The organism is Citrobacter sp. CK188 (genome assembly GCF_030333525.1).
GTDB classification, from domain to species: Bacteria; Pseudomonadota; Gammaproteobacteria; order Enterobacterales; family Enterobacteriaceae; genus Citrobacter_B; species Citrobacter_B koseri.
This window is the reverse complement of sequence record NZ_JAOWFU010000037.1, coordinates 139,263-156,796: the sequence shown is the minus strand read 5'-3', so window position 1 is coordinate 156,796 and position 17,534 is coordinate 139,263. Positions and strand designations below refer to the sequence as shown.

Annotated in this window: 17 protein-coding genes; 7 read left to right on the top strand and 10 right to left on the bottom strand. The window is 58.2% G+C overall.

What is annotated here, in order from left to right:
• Positions 1–115 precede the first annotated feature (115 nt).
• Together OGV67_RS20430 and OGV67_RS20425 are read left to right on the top strand one after the other, a co-directional pair.
• Entirely contained in the window at positions 116–2,017 is a 1,902-nt protein-coding gene (locus tag OGV67_RS20430) for an ABC transporter ATP-binding protein (protein ID WP_115614366.1), read from the top strand.
• A gap of 16 nt (positions 2,018–2,033) precedes the next feature.
• Positions 2,034–2,966 (top strand): LysR family transcriptional regulator, encoded by a 933-nt coding sequence (locus OGV67_RS20425; RefSeq protein ID WP_286466011.1) that lies wholly within the window; start codon positions 2,034–2,036, stop codon positions 2,964–2,966.
• Between the two features lie 95 nt (positions 2,967–3,061).
• Here OGV67_RS20425 and mdcH read toward each other — a convergent pair whose 3' ends face one another.
• The 8 genes from mdcH to mdcA form a co-directional block, all read right to left on the bottom strand.
• The gene (gene mdcH, locus OGV67_RS20420; protein ID WP_115614365.1) at positions 3,062–3,958 is read right to left on the bottom strand and encodes a malonate decarboxylase subunit epsilon; all 897 of its coding nucleotides are present in this window, start codon (positions 3,956–3,958) and stop codon (positions 3,062–3,064) included.
• Complete coding sequence (locus tag OGV67_RS20415) at positions 3,959–4,576, bottom strand: malonate decarboxylase holo-ACP synthase (protein ID WP_115614364.1); 618 nt, start codon at positions 4,574–4,576, stop codon at positions 3,959–3,961.
• A gap of 3 nt (positions 4,577–4,579) precedes the next feature.
• On the bottom strand, positions 4,580–5,539 hold the full coding sequence (locus OGV67_RS20410; RefSeq protein WP_071259395.1) for an AEC family transporter: 960 nt from the start codon (positions 5,537–5,539) through the stop codon (positions 4,580–4,582).
• Positions 5,540–5,663: 124 nt separating this feature from the next.
• The gene (gene mdcE / locus OGV67_RS20405) at positions 5,664–6,464 is read right to left on the bottom strand and encodes a biotin-independent malonate decarboxylase subunit gamma (RefSeq protein WP_071259392.1); all 801 of its coding nucleotides are present in this window, start codon (positions 6,462–6,464) and stop codon (positions 5,664–5,666) included.
• Entirely contained in the window at positions 6,464–7,297 is an 834-nt protein-coding gene (locus tag OGV67_RS20400; protein ID WP_071259389.1) for a biotin-independent malonate decarboxylase subunit beta, read from the bottom strand. Before OGV67_RS20400 ends, mdcE begins: the two co-directional genes overlap by 1 nt.
• The gene (gene mdcC / locus OGV67_RS20395) at positions 7,290–7,589 is read right to left on the bottom strand and encodes a malonate decarboxylase acyl carrier protein (protein WP_047460783.1); all 300 of its coding nucleotides are present in this window, start codon (positions 7,587–7,589) and stop codon (positions 7,290–7,292) included. The genes OGV67_RS20400 and mdcC overlap by 8 nt, the downstream gene beginning before the upstream one ends.
• A gap of 9 nt (positions 7,590–7,598) precedes the next feature.
• Complete coding sequence (locus OGV67_RS20390) at positions 7,599–8,456, bottom strand: triphosphoribosyl-dephospho-CoA synthase (protein ID WP_104868106.1); 858 nt, start codon at positions 8,454–8,456, stop codon at positions 7,599–7,601.
• The gene (gene mdcA, locus OGV67_RS20385) at positions 8,456–10,111 is read right to left on the bottom strand and encodes a malonate decarboxylase subunit alpha (protein ID WP_047460778.1); all 1,656 of its coding nucleotides are present in this window, start codon (positions 10,109–10,111) and stop codon (positions 8,456–8,458) included. The genes OGV67_RS20390 and mdcA overlap by 1 nt, the downstream gene beginning before the upstream one ends.
• Before the next feature lie 249 nt (positions 10,112–10,360).
• Here mdcA and OGV67_RS20380 point away from each other — a divergent pair, with 249 nt between their 5' ends.
• Genes OGV67_RS20380 through OGV67_RS20370 form a run of 3 tightly spaced genes read left to right on the top strand, consistent with a single transcriptional unit; the run spans position 10,361 to position 12,521 of the window.
• Positions 10,361–11,383: a hydrolase gene (locus OGV67_RS20380; RefSeq protein ID WP_012135458.1), complete on the top strand. Its 1,023-nt coding sequence runs from the start codon at positions 10,361–10,363 to the stop codon at positions 11,381–11,383.
• Positions 11,380–11,598 carry a YheU family protein gene (locus OGV67_RS20375; protein ID WP_047460774.1) on the top strand — a complete coding sequence of 73 codons (219 nt, stop codon included), beginning with the start codon at positions 11,380–11,382 and terminating at the stop codon, positions 11,596–11,598. Before OGV67_RS20380 ends, OGV67_RS20375 begins: the two co-directional genes overlap by 4 nt.
• A gap of 53 nt (positions 11,599–11,651) precedes the next feature.
• On the top strand, positions 11,652–12,521 hold the full coding sequence (locus OGV67_RS20370) for a phosphoribulokinase (protein WP_012135460.1): 870 nt from the start codon (positions 11,652–11,654) through the stop codon (positions 12,519–12,521).
• Between the two features lie 146 nt (positions 12,522–12,667).
• On the opposite strand, the gene OGV67_RS20365 is transcribed toward OGV67_RS20370, so the two are convergent.
• A complete protein-coding gene (locus tag OGV67_RS20365; RefSeq protein WP_012135462.1) occupies positions 12,668–13,072 on the bottom strand; it encodes an OsmC family protein in 405 nt (134 codons plus the stop codon).
• 307 nt (positions 13,073–13,379) lie between these two features.
• Here OGV67_RS20365 and crp point away from each other — a divergent pair, with 307 nt between their 5' ends.
• Both crp and OGV67_RS20355 read left to right on the top strand, forming a co-directional pair.
• On the top strand, positions 13,380–14,012 hold the full coding sequence (gene crp, locus OGV67_RS20360; RefSeq protein ID WP_000242758.1) for a cAMP-activated global transcriptional regulator CRP: 633 nt from the start codon (positions 13,380–13,382) through the stop codon (positions 14,010–14,012).
• Between the two features lie 51 nt (positions 14,013–14,063).
• Positions 14,064–16,151, top strand: coding sequence for a YccS/YhfK family putative transporter (locus tag OGV67_RS20355; protein WP_012135464.1), 2,088 nt, complete (start codon positions 14,064–14,066; stop codon positions 16,149–16,151).
• 112 nt (positions 16,152–16,263) lie between these two features.
• Here OGV67_RS20355 and argD read toward each other — a convergent pair whose 3' ends face one another.
• Complete coding sequence (argD, locus tag OGV67_RS20350) at positions 16,264–17,481, bottom strand: bifunctional acetylornithine/succinyldiaminopimelate transaminase (protein ID WP_101744210.1); 1,218 nt, start codon at positions 17,479–17,481, stop codon at positions 16,264–16,266.
• Between the last annotated feature and the right edge of the window lie 53 nt (positions 17,482–17,534).

Below are 17,534 nucleotides of genomic sequence, written 5' to 3'. Positions count from 1 at the left end.
GTTATTTTGTGTATCGTTATTGTTTTGGGCTACCATTGCGCTCCGGCGCGGCAGAATGCCCGCATATTACATTATCATAATGATAAATTAACATAGTCTGAACATACGGCGCCTTATGATTGTTTTCTCCTCGTTACAAATTCGTCGCGGCGTGCGCGTCTTGCTGGACAATGCCACCGCCACCATCAACCCGGGACAGAAGGTCGGCCTGGTGGGTAAGAATGGCTGCGGTAAATCTACCCTGCTGGCATTGCTGAAAAATGAAATCAGCGCCGATGCAGGCGGCGTGACCTTTCCCGGTAACTGGCAGCTGGCGTGGGTGAATCAGGAAACACCCGCGCTTGCGCAGCCTGCGCTGGAGTACGTGATTGATGGCGACCGCGAATACCGCCAGTTGGAAGCGCAGTTGCACGACGCCAACGAACGTAACGACGGGCACGCCATCGCCACCGTACACGGCAAGCTCGACGCCATCGACGCCTGGACCGTGCGCTCACGCGCCGCCAGCCTGCTCCACGGCCTCGGTTTTAGCAACGAACAGCTTGAACGTCCGGTCAGCGACTTCTCCGGTGGCTGGCGCATGCGCCTTAACCTGGCCCAGGCGCTGATTTGCCGTTCTGACCTGCTGCTGCTCGATGAACCGACTAACCACCTCGATCTTGATGCCGTTATCTGGCTGGAAAAATGGCTGAAGAGCTATCAGGGCACTCTGATTCTGATTTCGCACGACCGCGACTTCCTCGATCCGGTGGTAGACAAAATCATTCATATCGAACAGCAAACCCTGTTCGAATACACCGGCAACTACAGCGCATTTGAAGTGCAGCGCGCGACCCGGTTGGCCCAGCAGCAGGCGATGTACGATAGCCAGCAGGAGCGCGTAGCGCATCTGCAAAGTTATATCGACCGTTTCCGCGCCAAAGCAACAAAAGCGAAGCAGGCGCAGAGCCGTATCAAAATGCTGGAGCGTATGGAGCTTATCGCCCCCGCGCATGTCGATAACCCGTTCCACTTCAGCTTCCGCGCGCCGGAAAGCCTACCCAACCCGCTGCTGAAAATGGAGAAAGTGAGCGCCGGGTATGGCGATCGCATCATTCTGGACTCCATTAAGCTGAATCTGGTGCCCGGTTCACGCATCGGCCTGCTGGGGCGCAACGGCGCCGGTAAATCAACGCTCATCAAGCTGTTGGCGGGCGAGCTTGCGCCTGCCAGCGGTGAAATCGGTCTGGCGAAGGGCATTAAACTCGGTTACTTCGCTCAGCATCAGCTGGAGTATTTGCGAGCGGATGAATCGCCGCTGCAACATCTGGCGCGGCTGGCGCCGCAGGAACTGGAGCAGAAGCTGCGCGATTACCTCGGCGGGTTTGGCTTCCAGGGCGATAAGGTCAGCGAAGAGACCCGTCGCTTCTCCGGTGGTGAAAAAGCGCGCCTGGTGCTGGCATTGATCGTCTGGCAGCGCCCTAATCTGCTGCTGCTTGATGAACCAACCAACCACCTTGACCTCGATATGCGTCAGGCGCTGACCGAAGCGCTCATCGAATTTGAAGGCGCGCTGGTGGTCGTCTCGCACGACCGTCACCTGCTACGCTCCACCACCGACGATCTCTATCTGGTTCACGACCATAAAGTCGAGCCGTTCGATGGCGATCTGGAAGACTATCAGCAGTGGCTGAGCGACGTGCAGAAACAGGAAAGCCAGCCTGATGACGCCCCGAAAGAGAACGCTAACAGCGCCCAGGCGCGTAAGGATCAGAAGCGTCGCGAAGCCGAACTGCGTGCCCAGACCCAGCCGCTGCGTAAAGAGATCGCCCGTCTGGAAAAAGAGATGGAGAAGCTGAACGCGAAACTGGCGCAAGCGGAAGAAAAACTGGGCGACAGCGAACTGTACGACCAGAGCCGCAAAGCGGAACTGACGGAATGCCTGCAACAGCAGGCCAGCGCCAAATCCGGGCTGGAAGAGTGCGAGATGGCCTGGCTGGAAGCGCAGGAACAGCTTGAGCAGATGCTGGCCGACTAACTTCGGGAATATGACGATGAATCCGCTGATAACCAACGATATCACCTTTCGCAAGTTAAGCATCTTCATGACGTTTATGGAGAAAGGCAATATTGCCCGGACGGCGGAGGCGCTGGATATCAGCGGGGTCAGCGTTCATCGCGCACTGCATACGCTGGAAGAGAATGTTCGCTGTCCGCTGTTCGTGCATAAAGGACGTAATCTGATCCCGCAACCGGCTGCATGGACGCTGCTGGAGTATTGCCAGGAGGTCAGCCAGTTGATGGCGCGCGGGCTGGAAGAGGCGCGCAAAACGGCAGGGATCGGCCAGGGGCGTCTGCGCGTAGGTACGCTCTACTCTCTGACGCTGGAAACCGTCCCGCATCTGATCATGGGGATGAAACTGCGCCGACCGGATCTCGAACTGGATCTGACGATGGGCTCCAACGAAGCGCTGCTGAGAATGCTGGAAGACGGGATGCTGGATGCGATCCTGATCTCCATTTCGGAAAGCGCTATCGATCGCAACAGTCTGGAAGTGCTGCCGCTGTTTCATGACGATATTTATCTCGCCGCACCGGCGACGGCAACACTTGACACCTCCTCGCCCGCCGATCTGCGTGATTACCGGGATCAGAAGTTTGTCTCACTGGCGGAAGGCTTTGCCACCTATGCGGGCTTCCAGGAAGCCTTTCATATTGCCGGGTTTGAACCAGAGATTGTCACCCGTGTGAACGACATCTTCTCGATGCTTAGTCTGGTGCAGGCAGGCGTCGGTTTCACTCTGATGCCGGGACGCATGAAGAAGATGTACGAGAAGTCCGTACAGTTGCTGAAGTTGTCGCAGCCGTACCAGATGCAGCAGCTCATCGCCATTGTCTTCGCCCGCAACCGCGAGCGCGACCCTAATCTGCTGGCGCTGGCCGCCGAAGGGCGCATGTACGCGCGTAGCCTTAATCCGGGCGCCTGATCGCCGGATGGCGACGCTGCGCGCCTTATCCGGCCTACAACTACAACGGGTGCGAGCCGTAGGCCCGATAAGCGCAGCGCCATCGGGCAACCGCACTAGCCTCTAAGCCGTTTTGCCAGATGCACCGCGACATCCACCCCGCTGCGCTCCAGCGAAACAGACTCACCTTCCCACTCCGCCTGTCGCGTTAAGCAGGTCAACACGCCGCCGGGCGGCATTTCAATCGCCAGCCGCGCCTCGCGCTCGTTGGCGGAGATCGCCGCGTCCTGCCAGCGCACCGTCCGCGCCATGTTCATCGCCAGGTCGTCAGCAATACGTTCCGGCTGCCACAGCACGCGCCCGGTGCTACCGCTGAGGTATGCACAGCGCGGACGGGAGAGCGTCACATGACGGAACGCCTCCACCAGCCGCTGCGCCGGCTCCGCCAGCAGAGCGCAGTGCGACGGCACGCTCACCGCCAGACGGTGGGCTTTACTCGCGCCTTTATCCAGCGCCCGCTTCGCAACATCCGCCATCGCCTCATCGCTACCGGCAATCACAATCTGGGTTTCCGCATTCAGGTTAGCGATAAAGGTTCCACTGCCTGCAACCAGCGACTCCACCTGCGGCAAGGTCAGCCCCATAATCGCCGTCAGGCCGTAACCGTGCGGATACGCCTGCTCCATCAAATCACCGCGCAGAGCCGCCAGCGTCAGCGCGTCGGTAAACTCCAGCGCTCCGGCGATCACCGCCGCTGGATACGCGCCGATGGACAGGCCGCTGACAATATCCGGCGCAACGCCGCGACGTTCCAGCTCGCGCGCCCACGCCACCCCGGCAATCAGCAAAGCAAGCTGTACCGCCCGGGTGTGTTGCAGCGCGTCCGGGGTATCAAGCGTATTCGCCTCCGCCCCCAGCACCTCGCGCGCCAGCGCTAACTCCGTTCCCGGAAGGTTTTGCAGCATACCTGCATGCTGCGTCCCCTGCCCCGGAAAGGTAAACAGGATTTTCATTTACTCCTCCCTGCGCCACGGGTCGCTGACCAGCCGCGGCCCCTGCGACGTTTTTAACAGCGCTTTGCCATCGCGCAGCCATTCGTTCAGCGCAAACGCGCCGTGCGGCGTTTCCACCTGGGTATCCGCACGGCAAAGCCCGCCCGTCAGTTGCTGCCGCCATTTCTCCAGCAGCTCGCGAGAGAGCGGCTGCCGGGCGCGAATCAGCAAATCCAGATCGCTTGCGGCGTGGATCACCGGGAGCCCGGTCGCCAGCGCGTAGCCGGTACTGCCGGTAATCCCCCACGTCCACGGCCATGCCTGTTGCGTCAGTAATAACGCCACCTGAACCGGTGGCTGCGAGATAAAGGGCGAGCGCAGCAGCATCTGTGGGTCAACCAGCGATTCCGGCGTACAGACGCGGGTAATGGCGTCCGGTTGAGCCCAGCCCGCCGCGCGCTGGTCGCGCTTTATGCCGCGAACGCCGACGGGAATACGCCCCTGCGCATCAACATCACGCCGTACCACCACCGGCAGGCGGGTATGCCAGACGTCATCCACCCAGGATTCCGTGACACCTTCCAGCGCGTTCCGCGCGTTAAGCCAGATAAGATCGTGGGGGCGTAATGTTGTGTTCATGCTTTAGAGTCCTGAAGTCAGCGAGATAAACAACGGCAGCGACAGGATACACAGGACCGAGCTTAACAGCAGCACGGCCTCTGCATCCGGCGACTGCACGCCGAAGCGATTACCGAACACCACGCCGAAGAAACCGGCAGACAGCGCAATCATCAGGATAGCGGTGATCGCCACCGAGCCATGCAGGCCGAAAATCAGCACGATCCCCCAGGCAATCGCCGGTTGAATCAGCAGCTTGGCAATGGTGGAGGTAATAACCATCGTGTTGATCTGCAACTTACGCGCAGAAAGGATCACCCCGGTCAGGAACAGCGCCGCCGCAGTGGCGGCCAGGCCCAGCGGTTTGATCGCCGCCAGCACCAGCTCCGGCATCTTGATACCGACAGCGGAGAGAATAACCCCCAGCAGCGGCCCCATCACGATCGGTTTCTTGATTGAACGCCACATCAGCACCGGCAGCATCGACAGGGTAGAACCCGAGTTGCCGCCTTCCGCACGCGCTTTCTCACGCTCCAGAATCAGCAGGCAGAACGGCGTCATCAGCACGGAACCGCAGGCGATGGAAACCGCGACGGAGAGCGACGTTGACGGCCCTTCGCCCAGCACGCTACCGAGAATCGGCAGGCCAAGCGCGGCGTAGTTTGGCAGAGCGACGGTCAGGGTCAGCACGGCCGCATCCTGCGGTGATTTTTTAAATACCTTCGTTGCCAGAAAATAGATAGCGGCGTAGGTGATCCACATCGCCAGCGTCAGCACCAGAATCAGCGGCGACTGCGCGACAATACCCGTCCAGGGCGTTTGTACCGTGGCGCTAAACAGCGCAGCGGGGAGTGCAAAATCCATGACGAAAATGTTGAGCAGGGAAACATTCTTGTTATCAACCATTTTGGCCTTCCCGGCCCAGAACCCCAGCAACATGATGACAAAAATCGGTGCAAGTGCATGAACAATCACGTAAGTCATAAATCACCTGTAATGAATAAAAGAGTTAGCACGGACGCGATGATTATTATTTTCAGGATGCAGGTCGCCTCACGGACGCAACGGGCGCGCCCGTGGGGTTATGCATCTGGCAGGTCTCTTTTACTTACCAGCTCGCCCGCATGCGTTCGCGTACAAGAGCAGAACTACGACGATTGTCGGCACCCAGACGGTTTTTCAGCGTCGGCTCCTGACGAGCATCGCTGATGGCCTGTTGCAGAGTGGCCGTCACCAACGTCAGATCGTTTGCCGAAGGAGCATCTGGATTACTGATATCCAGCAGACTGGAGAGCAGTCCCAGCGTGGCGTAGTTACTGATGTCGTACGCCATCGGCGGAATAGTGGCCGCCAGTTTTTCCAGCGACTCGACGGTACGCAGGGTGATACGTGCCGCAGACTCTTTGCCCATCGCGTGGATCAGCACGCCTTTGTCGTTGAAGGCAATCAGACGGTTGGCCTGATAACCGTGCGCCAGAAACGCGCCGGACATCGCCTTGCCGACGATAAGGCCAATCACCGGATGCCCTGCCAGACGCGCATTGGCATACGCCGCTGCCGCACCGGCCAGCGCCTGGTGAATACCAAATCCCTCTTCACGGCGACCGTAGGCCTGGCTGGGCACATCAATCACCGCCACGATCGGGCGCTTAACAGCGTTATCAGCATCGGCAGCCACGGTTTCGCTAACCACTTTTGCAAGCGTCCAGCCTTCCAGCAGACCAACCTCGCCTTTTGCGGCGCGTGGGTAATGGTTGTTAGCATCCGGCACTACCGCGATAAAGCGCGCCGTTTCACCGTTCAGCTCACCGTCTGCGGCCTGCACGGAGGGGCACAGCCCTTCGAGCCGTCTGGCGTTCGGTACGAGGGCTTGCAGCCATAACTCGCCACGACTTATTGCGTTACTCATCATTTCACCTCCCGGGCAAAGAGCGCGTTAATCTGTTCTGAATCGGCCTGTTTGCGGGTGTCGAAATGGCTCAGACGGTTCAGATAATCGTCGTAGTTATCGGTGCGGTGTTTTGCCGGAACGCCTTTCGCCAGCGCATCGTTCATCGCCGCTTTCACCGCATTGATACCATCGCCAACCAGCGCATCCACCAGCCCGCTTTGATAGCGCACTTCGCCACCGGTCATGCTCCAGATAAACGGGCGGTCACGGGAGTCATACTCTTCAATCCCGGCTTCCTGTTCGATAACCTGCGGGCCGTTCAGGCCCAGACGCGCTTCGCGGGTGACAATCAGATAGCTACACAGCGCAGCGGCGATAGACATCCCGCCGAAGCAGCCGACAGTCCCGGCCACAATGCCGACCACCGGGGTATAACGACGCAGGTCAACAATCGCCGCGTGGATGTCGGCAATCGCCGCCAGGCCGAGGTTGGCTTCCTGCAAACGCACGCCGCCGGTTTCCAGGCTCAACACCGCCTGCGTCGGAATGCCGTTACGGTTATCTTCCGCCGCCAGCTCCAGCGCCGCCGCCATTTTAGCGCCGGACACTTCGCCCATGCTGCCGCCCTGGAATGCGCCCTCAATCGCCACAACCACCGCCGGTTTGCCGTTAATAGAGCCTTTCGCCACGACCATGCCGTCATCGGCCTGCGGCACGATGCCCTGCGCGCCCAGCCACGGCGACATCACGCCTTCAAACGGGTCGAGCAGTTCGCGGTAGCTGCCTTCATCCAGCAGCGCATGGGCGCGCTGACGCGCTTTTAATTCGATAAAACTGCGGTCATCACGCATAGCTCACCTCTTCAAATACCTGTTCGATACGAATGCGCGCTACGCCCGGCGTCGCGCCGAAGTCGTGGATGGTCAGTTTGCCTGCCGGCAGGCTGCTGACCGTTTGCAGACGGGTAAACAGCGCTTCCCAGCGACTGCGACTGTTATCGACGGAAGTGGTGATATCAATGGTTAACGTCTGGCCCTGGTCAGCGGTGAATAACACCTCCATATCCCCGGAGCCGACAACCCCTGCCAGCGCCCTGCCGCGTAACGCGCGGCTGGCTGGCACGGTCAATGTGATTTTTTCCATAACATCCTCTTAATGCTTTGAATAAGACGTTTCGACGCGATCGAGAAACAGGGTGGCGGCGAGCAAGTCCGCCGCGCCGCCCGGCGAGGCGTTCAGCGCCAACATCTGACGGTCTAAACGGGCCAGCGCCTGCTCCCCTGCCGGGTGCGCGCTGCCGCCCGCATGGAGAACGGCGCGCGCGCCGTGCTGCATGGCATCCAGCCCCTCCATCCCGGCGCGAGAAAGTACGCAGGTGTCGGTCAGCGAGGTCATGATGGCCATCAGCGCATCCAGCCGGGCGTGCATTTCGCTGCTGCCGTTCTGTCGGCTTAGCCGAAGCTGCGGCAGCGCATGCTGCATAATGTGTGGAAACGCCTGCTGTGCCTCTTCTCTGGCGCCCGGTACGCGATAACGATGGGTGGCGCGCAGCCCTTTACTGAAGACTTTCGGCGCGGCGTCATCCGGCAGTTTTGCCAGTTCAGCGGCGGTTGCCGTCACCTGCTGCGCCCTGCCCGCGCCGCCGTGCATCGCCACGGCGCTCACCAACAGCCCCAGCGCCCAAATCGCGCCACGGTGGGTGTTCACGCCGCCCGTTGCCGCCATCATCTGCTGCTCGCCTTCGCGACCGAGTCGCCCTATGGTTTGTCTGAGCGCAATATCAGCCGGACGCCGCCAGCTTTGTTGCGCCAGCGCCTGAAACGTGGAGGTCAGGCTGTGCGCCGAGCGCTCCATCAGCGCAAGCGATAAATCGTGGTGCGCGCCGTTCCCCCGACTGTCCACCAGACCGGGCTTCGGGCTTAATCGTGCTTCGTCGATCAGACACTGCGTGGCGGTTCGCGCCAGCCATTCGGCACCGCCTTCAACCTGAATCCGGGGCAGAAGTTTCATTACCAGCTCCGAAATTTCGCAGGTGGGTTGTAGAGCCCCCCGGACCATTCCACCAGGTCGGCAACGCTACCGGCCGCCAGCAGAGAACGGGTGGCGTCGGTACGACGAATGCCCATATCTTCCGGGTAAACCACCTTGCCGCTCTGACGCAGTTCGGCGACGCGCCGGGCGTCTACACCCAGACCGATGTCGGTAATACCAGCCACCGCCGCAACCATCGCGCGACGCTCTTCCAGACTTTCCGCCCGGTAGAGATAAGCGATACCTTCTTCGGTCAGAACGTGGGTCACGTCGTCGCCGTAGATCATCACCGGCGCCAGCGGCATACCGGAGGCTTTCGCTACATCAACCGCATCCAGTTTTTCCACGAAGGTCGGTTTCACGCCCGCCTGGAAAGTTTCCACCATCTGCACCACCAGTTTTTTACCGCGCTGCATGGGGTCAGGTTCGGTGATCATGTTCAGCCAGGCCGGGGTAGCGTGACGGCGACCGTGCGGGTCGTGGCCCATGTTTGGCGCGCCGCCGAAGCCGGACAGACGACCGCGAGTCACCGTTGAGGAGTTAGCCAGGCCATCAACCTGCAACGTGGAGCCGATAAACATATCGACCGCGTACTGACCCGCCAGCTGACAGAAGGCGCGGTTAGAACGCATGGAGCCATCGGCGCCGGTAAAGAACACGTCAGGACGGGCGCGGATGTACTCCTCCATCCCCAGCTCGCCGCCGAAGCAGTGCACGCTTTCCACCCAGCCGCTTTCAATCGCCGGGATCAGCGTCGGATGCGGGTTCAGCGTCCAGTGTTTACAGATTTTTCCGCGCAGACCGAGTTGCTCGCCCCAGGTGGGCAGCAGCAGTTCAATAGCGGCGGTGTTGAAGCCGATACCGTGGTTCAGCGACTGCACCTGGTGCTCTGCGTAGATGCCTTTAATGGCCATCATCGCCATCAGGATATGTTCCTGTTTGATCAGGCGCGGGTCGCGAGTGAACAGCGGTTCGATAAAGAACGGTTTGTCGGCAACCACCACGTAGTCGATCCACGAGCCCGGAATATCGACGCGCGGCAAGTCGCACTCGTCGTCCACCAGCTCATTCACCTGTGCGATAACGATGCCATCGTGGAATGCGGCGGCTTCCACCAGCGCCGGGGTATCTTCGGTACTCGGCCCGGTGTAGAGGTTGCCTTTGCGGTCAGCTTTGTAACCGGCAATCAGCGCCACGTTTGGCGCCAGGTCGACGTAAAGACGGGAATAAAGTTCGATGTAGGTGTGGATGGCGCCAATTTCCAGCAGGCCATCTTCCAGCAGTTGCGAGATGCGCAGACTTTGGGTACCGGAAAAAGAGAAGTCCAGCTTGCGGGCGATACCCTTTTCGAAGATATCGAGATGCTCGCTGCGCCCAACGCTTGGCATGATCATATGCAGGTCATGCACTATCTGCGGGTTGACCTCCGCCAGCATGCGGGACAGGAAATCTGCCTGCTTCTGGTTATTCCCTTCTAATACCACGCGGTCACCCGGCGCGATCAGTTTTTCCAGCATTGCGGTCAGGTCTGCGGTTGGCAGCACCTTGCCCTGCACCGGAACAGAAGCCAGACGCCGCTGCTTCTCGGTGCGGCGCGTGTTCCAGACTCGTGCTGGCGTTTGCCCAGATAACATTATTAACCTCCTGATTCAGCTAATCATTTTGATTGCTTAACACTGGAAAGAGTGTGCGCCCTGGTGAGAAAGTCATCAATTAAGCGTAGAGAGGAATCATTAGCCTGAGAGTAATAATTTGAGTAATGAATTGTGATTAAGATCAGCGTCAGGAAGGTGTAAATCCGCTCCCCTTGCCTCATTTTCATAAACACCGGGGGAAAGTGACGGTATAGTAGGCGGCAGATTTAAAAAAACATCGCATAATTTATGACTCAAATAACCTCCCCCGACCTTGATATCACCGGTCACGATAGTGCGGAGTTCGTGCCAATGCGCGGTATCCGCAACCGCCACCTGCAAACCATGCTGCCGCGGCTCATCCGCCGCAAGGTGAAGTTCGATGCGCACTGGCAACGTCTGGAATTACCGGACGGCGATTTTATCGATCTGGCCTGGAGTGAAGATCCACAGCACGCGAAGCACAAACCGCGTCTGGTGGTTTTTCACGGCCTGGAAGGCAGCCTGAACAGCCCGTACGCTCACGGGCTGATTGAAGCGGCGCAAAAGCGCGGCTGGCTGGGCGTGGTCATGCACTTTCGCGGCTGTAGCGGTGAACCGAACCGGCTGAACCGCATTTATCACTCCGGCGAAACGGAAGACGGCACCTGGTTTTTACACTGGCTACAGCGAGAGTTTGGCGCCGTCCCCACCGCCGCCGTCGGCTATTCGCTCGGCGGAAATATGCTGGCGTGTCTGCTGGCGAAAGAAGGCCGCGAGATCCCGATTGACGCGGCGGTCATCGTTTCCGCCCCCTTCGTGCTGGAAGCGTGCAGCTATCATATGGAAAAAGGATTTTCCCGCGTTTATCAGCGCTATCTGCTCAATCTGCTGAAGGCCAACGCCGCGCGCAAGCTGGCGGCATACCCCGGCACACTGCCGATTAATCTGGCGCAACTCAAATCCGTGCGCCGGCTCCGTGAATTTGACGATCTGATCACTGCGAAAATTCACGGCTTTGCCGACGCGATAGACTATTATCGTCAATGTAGCGCCATGCCGATGCTCAACCAGATCGCCAAGCCGACGCTCATCATCCACGCGAAAGACGATCCGTTTATGGATCATCATGTGATCCCGAAACCGGAAAATCTGCCGCCGCTGGTGGAGTATCAGCTCACCGAGCATGGCGGGCATGTTGGATTTATCGGCGGGACGCTGCGTCGCCCGGAAATGTGGCTGGAGTCGCGGATTCCCGACTGGCTGACAACGTATCTGGAGGCGTCATCATGATGATTCCCTGGCAAGAGCTGTCTTCTGAGACGCTGGACAATTTGATCGAAAGCTTTGTGTTGCGTGAAGGCACCGATTATGGTGAACATGAACGTTCGCTTGAGCAAAAGGTCGCCGACGTCAAACGACAGCTACAGTGCGGAGAAGCTGTTCTGGTGTGGTCTGAACTGCACGAGACGGTCAACATTATGCCGCGTGGACAGTTTCGCGAATAATCCGCCGCTGACGGCCGACTATACTAAAACTTTTGTTGATTCATGGAGTTGTTATGTCTGCCAAACATCCGGTGATTGCGGTAACAGGATCCAGCGGCGCGGGGACCACGACCACCAGCCTCGCGTTTCGAAAAATTTTCGCGCAGTTAAATCTGCGCGCAGCCGAGGTGGAAGGCGACAGTTTTCATCGTTACACACGCCCCGAAATGGACATGGCGATCCGCAAAGCGCGCGACGCCGGGCGGCATATCAGCTATTTCGGCCCTGAGGCCAACGACTTCAGCCTGCTGGAACAAACTTTTATTGAATACGGACAGACGGGCAAAGGCCAGGCGCGTAAGTATCTTCATACCTACGATGAGGCCGTGCCGTGGAATCAGGTGCCGGGGACGTTTACCCCGTGGCAGCCGCTGCCGGAACCCACCGATGTGCTGTTTTACGAAGGGCTGCACGGCGGCGTGGTAACGCCGCAGCATGATGTCGCGCGTCATGTCGATCTGCTGGTCGGCGTGGTGCCGATCGTCAACCTGGAGTGGATTCAAAAACTGATTCGTGATACCAGCGAGCGCGGCCACTCCCGCGAGGCGGTGATGGATTCCGTTGTCCGCTCAATGGATGACTACATTAATTTCATTACGCCGCAGTTTTCCCGCACCCACATTAACTTCCAGCGCGTGCCCACCGTTGACACCTCCAATCCCTTCGCCGCGAAAGGCATTCCTTCGCTGGACGAAAGTTTTGTGGTCATTCATTTCAGAAATCTGGAAGGGATTGATTTCCCGTGGCTGCTGGCGATGTTGCAGGGGTCGTTTATTTCCCATATCAATACGCTCGTGGTGCCGGGCGGCAAAATGGGGCTGGCGATGGAGCTGATCATGTTGCCGCTGGTTCAGCGACTGATGGAAGGGAAGAAGATCGAATAATCTGTCCGCTGTTTGCCGGATGGCGGCTGACGCCTTATCCGGCCTACAAGATGCGTTTGATATATGCCGGATGGCGCTACGCTTATCCGGCCTACAGGGTGCGAATTCGTAGGCCTGATAAGCGTAGCGCCATCAGGCAACCGGTATCACGCCGCAATCACTTCATACGAATGGGTAATATTCACCGCTTTTTCCAGCATCAGCGCCACTGAGCAATATTTCTCAGCCGAAAGATCGACCGCCCGCGCAACCGCCGCGTCTTTCAGGTCATTGCCGGTCACAATGAAATGCAGATTGATATGCGTAAACAGGCGCGGCGCTTCTTCACGACGTTCGGACGTCAGCTTCACTTCGCAATTCGTCACATCCTGACGCCCTTTCTGCAAAATAGAAACCACGTCGATTGCGCTACAACCGCCTGCGGCCATCAGCACCATTTCCATCGGGCTTGGCGCTTTATCACCGGAGTTGCCATCCATTAAAACCTGGTGGCCGGAGGCAGACTCTCCCAGAAAGGTTAACCCTTCAACCCACTTTACACGCGCTTGCATATTCGGAACTCCAATGTGTCAATTTTCCTGACAGATTACGCGCACATAACAAATCTCGCAACGGAAGGCGACCTGCGTCATGCTGAAGCGAGACACCAGGAGACACACGGCGAAAGCTATGCTAAAACAGTCGGGATGCTACAGTAATACATTGACGTACTGCATGTATGCAGAGGACATCACATTCAGGCTGCAGTACATTTTCGACAGCCCCCTTCCCAGGAATTCGGGAAACCTATTTTTGCAAACCCAGAGGCAGTGTCGTGTTCTGGCTCTGGAGACAGCTTATAACAGAGGATAACCGCGCATGGTGCTTGGCAAACCGCAAACAGACCCGACTCTCGAATGGTTCTTGTCTCATTGCCACATTCATAAGTACCCATCGAAGAGCACGCTGATTCACCAGGGTGAAAAAGCGGAAACGTTGTACTACATCGTTAAAGGCTCAGTGGCAGTGTTGATCAAAGATGAAGAAGGGAAAGAAATGATCCTTTCTTATCTGAATCAGGGCGATTTTATTGGCGAACTGGGCCTGTTTGAAGAAGGTCAGGAACGCAGTGCCTGGGTACGTGCCAAAACGGCCTGTGAAGTCGCTGAAATTTCTTACAAGAAATTCCGTCAGTTGATCCAGGTAAACCCGGATATTCTGATGCGCCTGTCTTCCCAGATGGCTCGCCGTCTGCAAGTGACATCTGAGAAAGTCGGTAACCTCGCCTTCCTCGACGTAACGGGCCGTATCGCTCAGACCCTGCTGAACCTGGCGAAACAACCTGACGCGATGACTCACCCGGATGGCATGCAGATCAAAATCACCCGTCAGGAGATCGGCCAGATCGTTGGCTGCTCCCGTGAAACCGTGGGGCGTATTCTGAAAATGCTCGAAGATCAGAATCTGATCTCCGCTCACGGTAAGACCATCGTCGTCTACGGCACACGTTAATCCCGTCGGAATGGCGCATTACCGGGTAATGCGCCATTTTTGTTTGCACCGATGTGGCGAAGACTGATTTACCATCCTGAGATCAACTACGCACTACGGCAAACGCTGGTGCTGTGCCTGCCTGTGGCTATCGGCCTGATCATCGGCCAGTTGCACCTGGGACTGCTGTTCTCGCTCGTTCCCGCCTGCTGCAACATTGCCGGTCTTGATACCCCGCATAAACGCTTTTTCAAACGCTTAATCATCGGCGGATCGCTGTTTGCCGGATGCAGCCTGATTACACAACTGCTGCTGGCGCGCGACATCCCCCTGCCGCTGATCCTCACCGGGCTGACGCTGCTGCTCGGCGTCACGGCGGAAATCAGCCCACTGCATGCAAGACTGCTGCCCGCTTCACTGATTGCCGCCATTTTCACGCTAAGCCTGGCGGGGAACATGCCGGTCTGGGAGCCGCTGCTCATCTACGCGCTCGGCACGCTATGGTATGGGCTGTTTAACTGGTTCTGGTTCTGGCTGTGGCGCGAACAGCCGCTGCGCGAGTCGCTCAGCCTGCTGTATCGCGAGCTGGCCGACTATTGCGAGGCCAAATACAGCCTGCTCACGCAGCATATCGATCCAGAAAAAGCGCTGCCGCCTCTGCTGGTGCGCCAGCAGAAAGCGGTGGATCTCATTACCCAGTGTTACCAGCAGATGCACATGCTGTCGGCCCAGCACAATAATGACTACAAGCGCCTGCTGCGCGCCTTCCAGGAAGCGCTGGACTTACAGGAGCATATCTCCGTCAGTTTGCATCAGCCGGAGGAGGTTCAGAAGCTGGTGGAGCGCAGCCACGCGGAACAGGTTATTCGCTGGAATGCGCAAACCGTCGCCGCCCGCCTGCGCATCATCGCGGATGACATTCTGTATCACCGTCTGCCCAGCCGTTTTTCGATGGAGAAGCAGACTGGCGCGCTGGAAAAAATCGCCAATCAGCACCCGGAAAACCCTGTCGGGCAGTTTTGCTACTGGCACTTTAGCCGTATTGCCCGCGTATTACGCACTCAGCGTCCGCTGTACGCACGCGACCTGATGGCTGATAAACAGCGTCGTCTGCCGCTGCTGCCCGCGCTGAAAAGCTATTTATCGTTTAAATCGCCCGCGCTGCGCAACGCCGGGCGAATCAGCGTTATGTTAAGTATCGCCAGCCTGATGGGCAGCGCCTTACATCTGCCCAAGCCGTACTGGATTCTGATGACCATCCTGTTCGTCACGCAAAACGGCTACGGCGCGACGCGCGTACGCATTCTGCACCGTTCGGCGGGTACGCTGGCCGGTCTGGTGGTGGCGGGCGTCACGTTGCACTTTCGCATTCCTGAAGGCTACACGCTGGCATTAATGCTGATCATTACGCTGGTGAGCTATCTGACCATTCGCAAAAACTACGGCTGGGCGACGGTTGGCTTTACGGTGACGGCGGTCTATACCCTGCAACTGCTGACGCTCAACGGCGAACAGTTCATCGTGCCGCGATTTATTGATACGGTCATTGGTTGCCTGATTGCTTTTGGCGGGATGGTCTGGCTCTGGCCGCAGTGGCAAAGCGGCCTTTTGCGTAAGAATGCCCACGACGCGCTGGAAGCGGACCAGGAGGCCATTCGGCTGATCCTCAGCAACGACCCGCAGCCAACGCCGCTGGCGTACCAGCGAATGCGGGTGAACCAGGCGCACAATACGCTGTTTAACTCGCTGAATCAGGCGATGCAGGAACCGGGGTTTAACACGCACTATCTGGAAGATATGAAACTGTGGGTAACGCACAGCCAGTTTATCGTTGAGCACGTCAACGCCATGACCACGCTGGCGCGCGAGCATACGATGCTGACGCCGGATCTGGCGCAGCGCTACCTGGAATCCTGCGAAATTGCGCTCCAGCGCTGTCAGCAGCGGCTGGAGTATGACGCGCCGGGCGGTTCCGGGGATGTGAATATTCTGGAGTCATCGGAGATGCTCTCCCACGGGCCGCTCAGCACGCTGGAACAGCATCTGCAACGCGTGCTGGGGCACCTGAATACCATGCACACCATTTCGTCAGTGGCATGGCGCCAGCGCCCGCATCACGGCATCTGGCTTAGTCGCCGGTTACGGGATATGAAGGGTTGACGTTGTTTGCTGTTTGTTGTTTGTTGTTTGCCGGATGGCGCTACGCTTATCCGGCCTACAAATCGCATTTTCTCCGTAGGCCGGATAAGGCGCTTGCGCCGCCATCCGGCAATCAGCCAGCCACTTTCGCCACCGCCTGCGCAAAACGCTGCATCCCTTCGTCAATATCCGCCTCTTCCACCACCAGCGACGGAGCAAAGCGCATGACATCCGGCCCGGCATTCAGCACCATAACGCCTTCATGCGCGCCAGCGTAAAGGAAATCCCGCGCCCGGCCTTTATACTGCGGCTTCAGTTCCGCGCCAATCAGCAGCCCCATGCCGCGAATATCGCTGAAAATGTCATACTGCTCGTCAATCTTCTGCAAATGCTGAACAAACCGCTCGCGTTTAGTCTGAACGCCGCTCAGCACGTCAGACGTATTGATGATATCGAACGCGGCTCCGGCAACGGCGCAGGCCAACGGGTTGCCGCCGTAGGTGGAACCATGCGACCCAACGTGGAACGCGGACGCAATCTCCTGCGTGGTCAGCATAGCGCTGACCGGGAAGCCGCCGCCCAGCGCTTTCGCACTGGTAAGAATATCCGGCGTCACGCCGTAGTGCATATAGGCGAACAGATCGCCGGTGCGCCCCATACCGCACTGAACTTCATCAAACACCAGCAGCGCCTGATGCCGATCGCACAGCTCGCGCAGGCCTTGCAGAAACGCTGGCGTTGCGGCGGTGACGCCGCCTTCTCCCTGGATCGGCTCCACCACCACCGCGCAGGTATGGTCATCCATCACCGCTTTCACCGCGTGCAGATCGTTGAAAGGAACATGGATGATATCCGCCGGTTTAGGGCCAAATCCGTCGGAATACTTCGGCTGACCACCAACGGAAACGGTAAACAGCGAGCGGCCATGAAAGGCGTTATGGAAGGCGATGATTTTGGTTTTAAACGGGCTATGACGCACGCAGGCATAGTGGCGCGCCAGTTTGAAGGCGGTTTCGTTGGCTTCGGTGCCGGAGTTCATAAACAGCACGCGCTCGGCAAAGGTCGCGTCGATAAGCTTACGCCCCAGACGCAGCGCAGGTTCGTTAGTAAAAACGTTGCTGGTGTGCCACAGCGTTTCACCCTGCGTTTTCAGCGCGTCCACCAGCGCCGGATGGCAATGCCCTAAGGCGGTAACTGCAATCCCACCCGCGAAATCAACGTACTCTTTACCCTGCTGATCCCAGACCCGGCTGCCCTTGCCTTTTACCGGAATAAACTCTGCCGGTGCATAAATCGGCAGGATAACTTCATCGAAAGTCGCGCGCGTAATTGCAGTTTGTTCAGTTGCCATCTTATGCCCATCCAGCTAAATGAAATTTCAGTCATAAAATATGCATAAAAAAT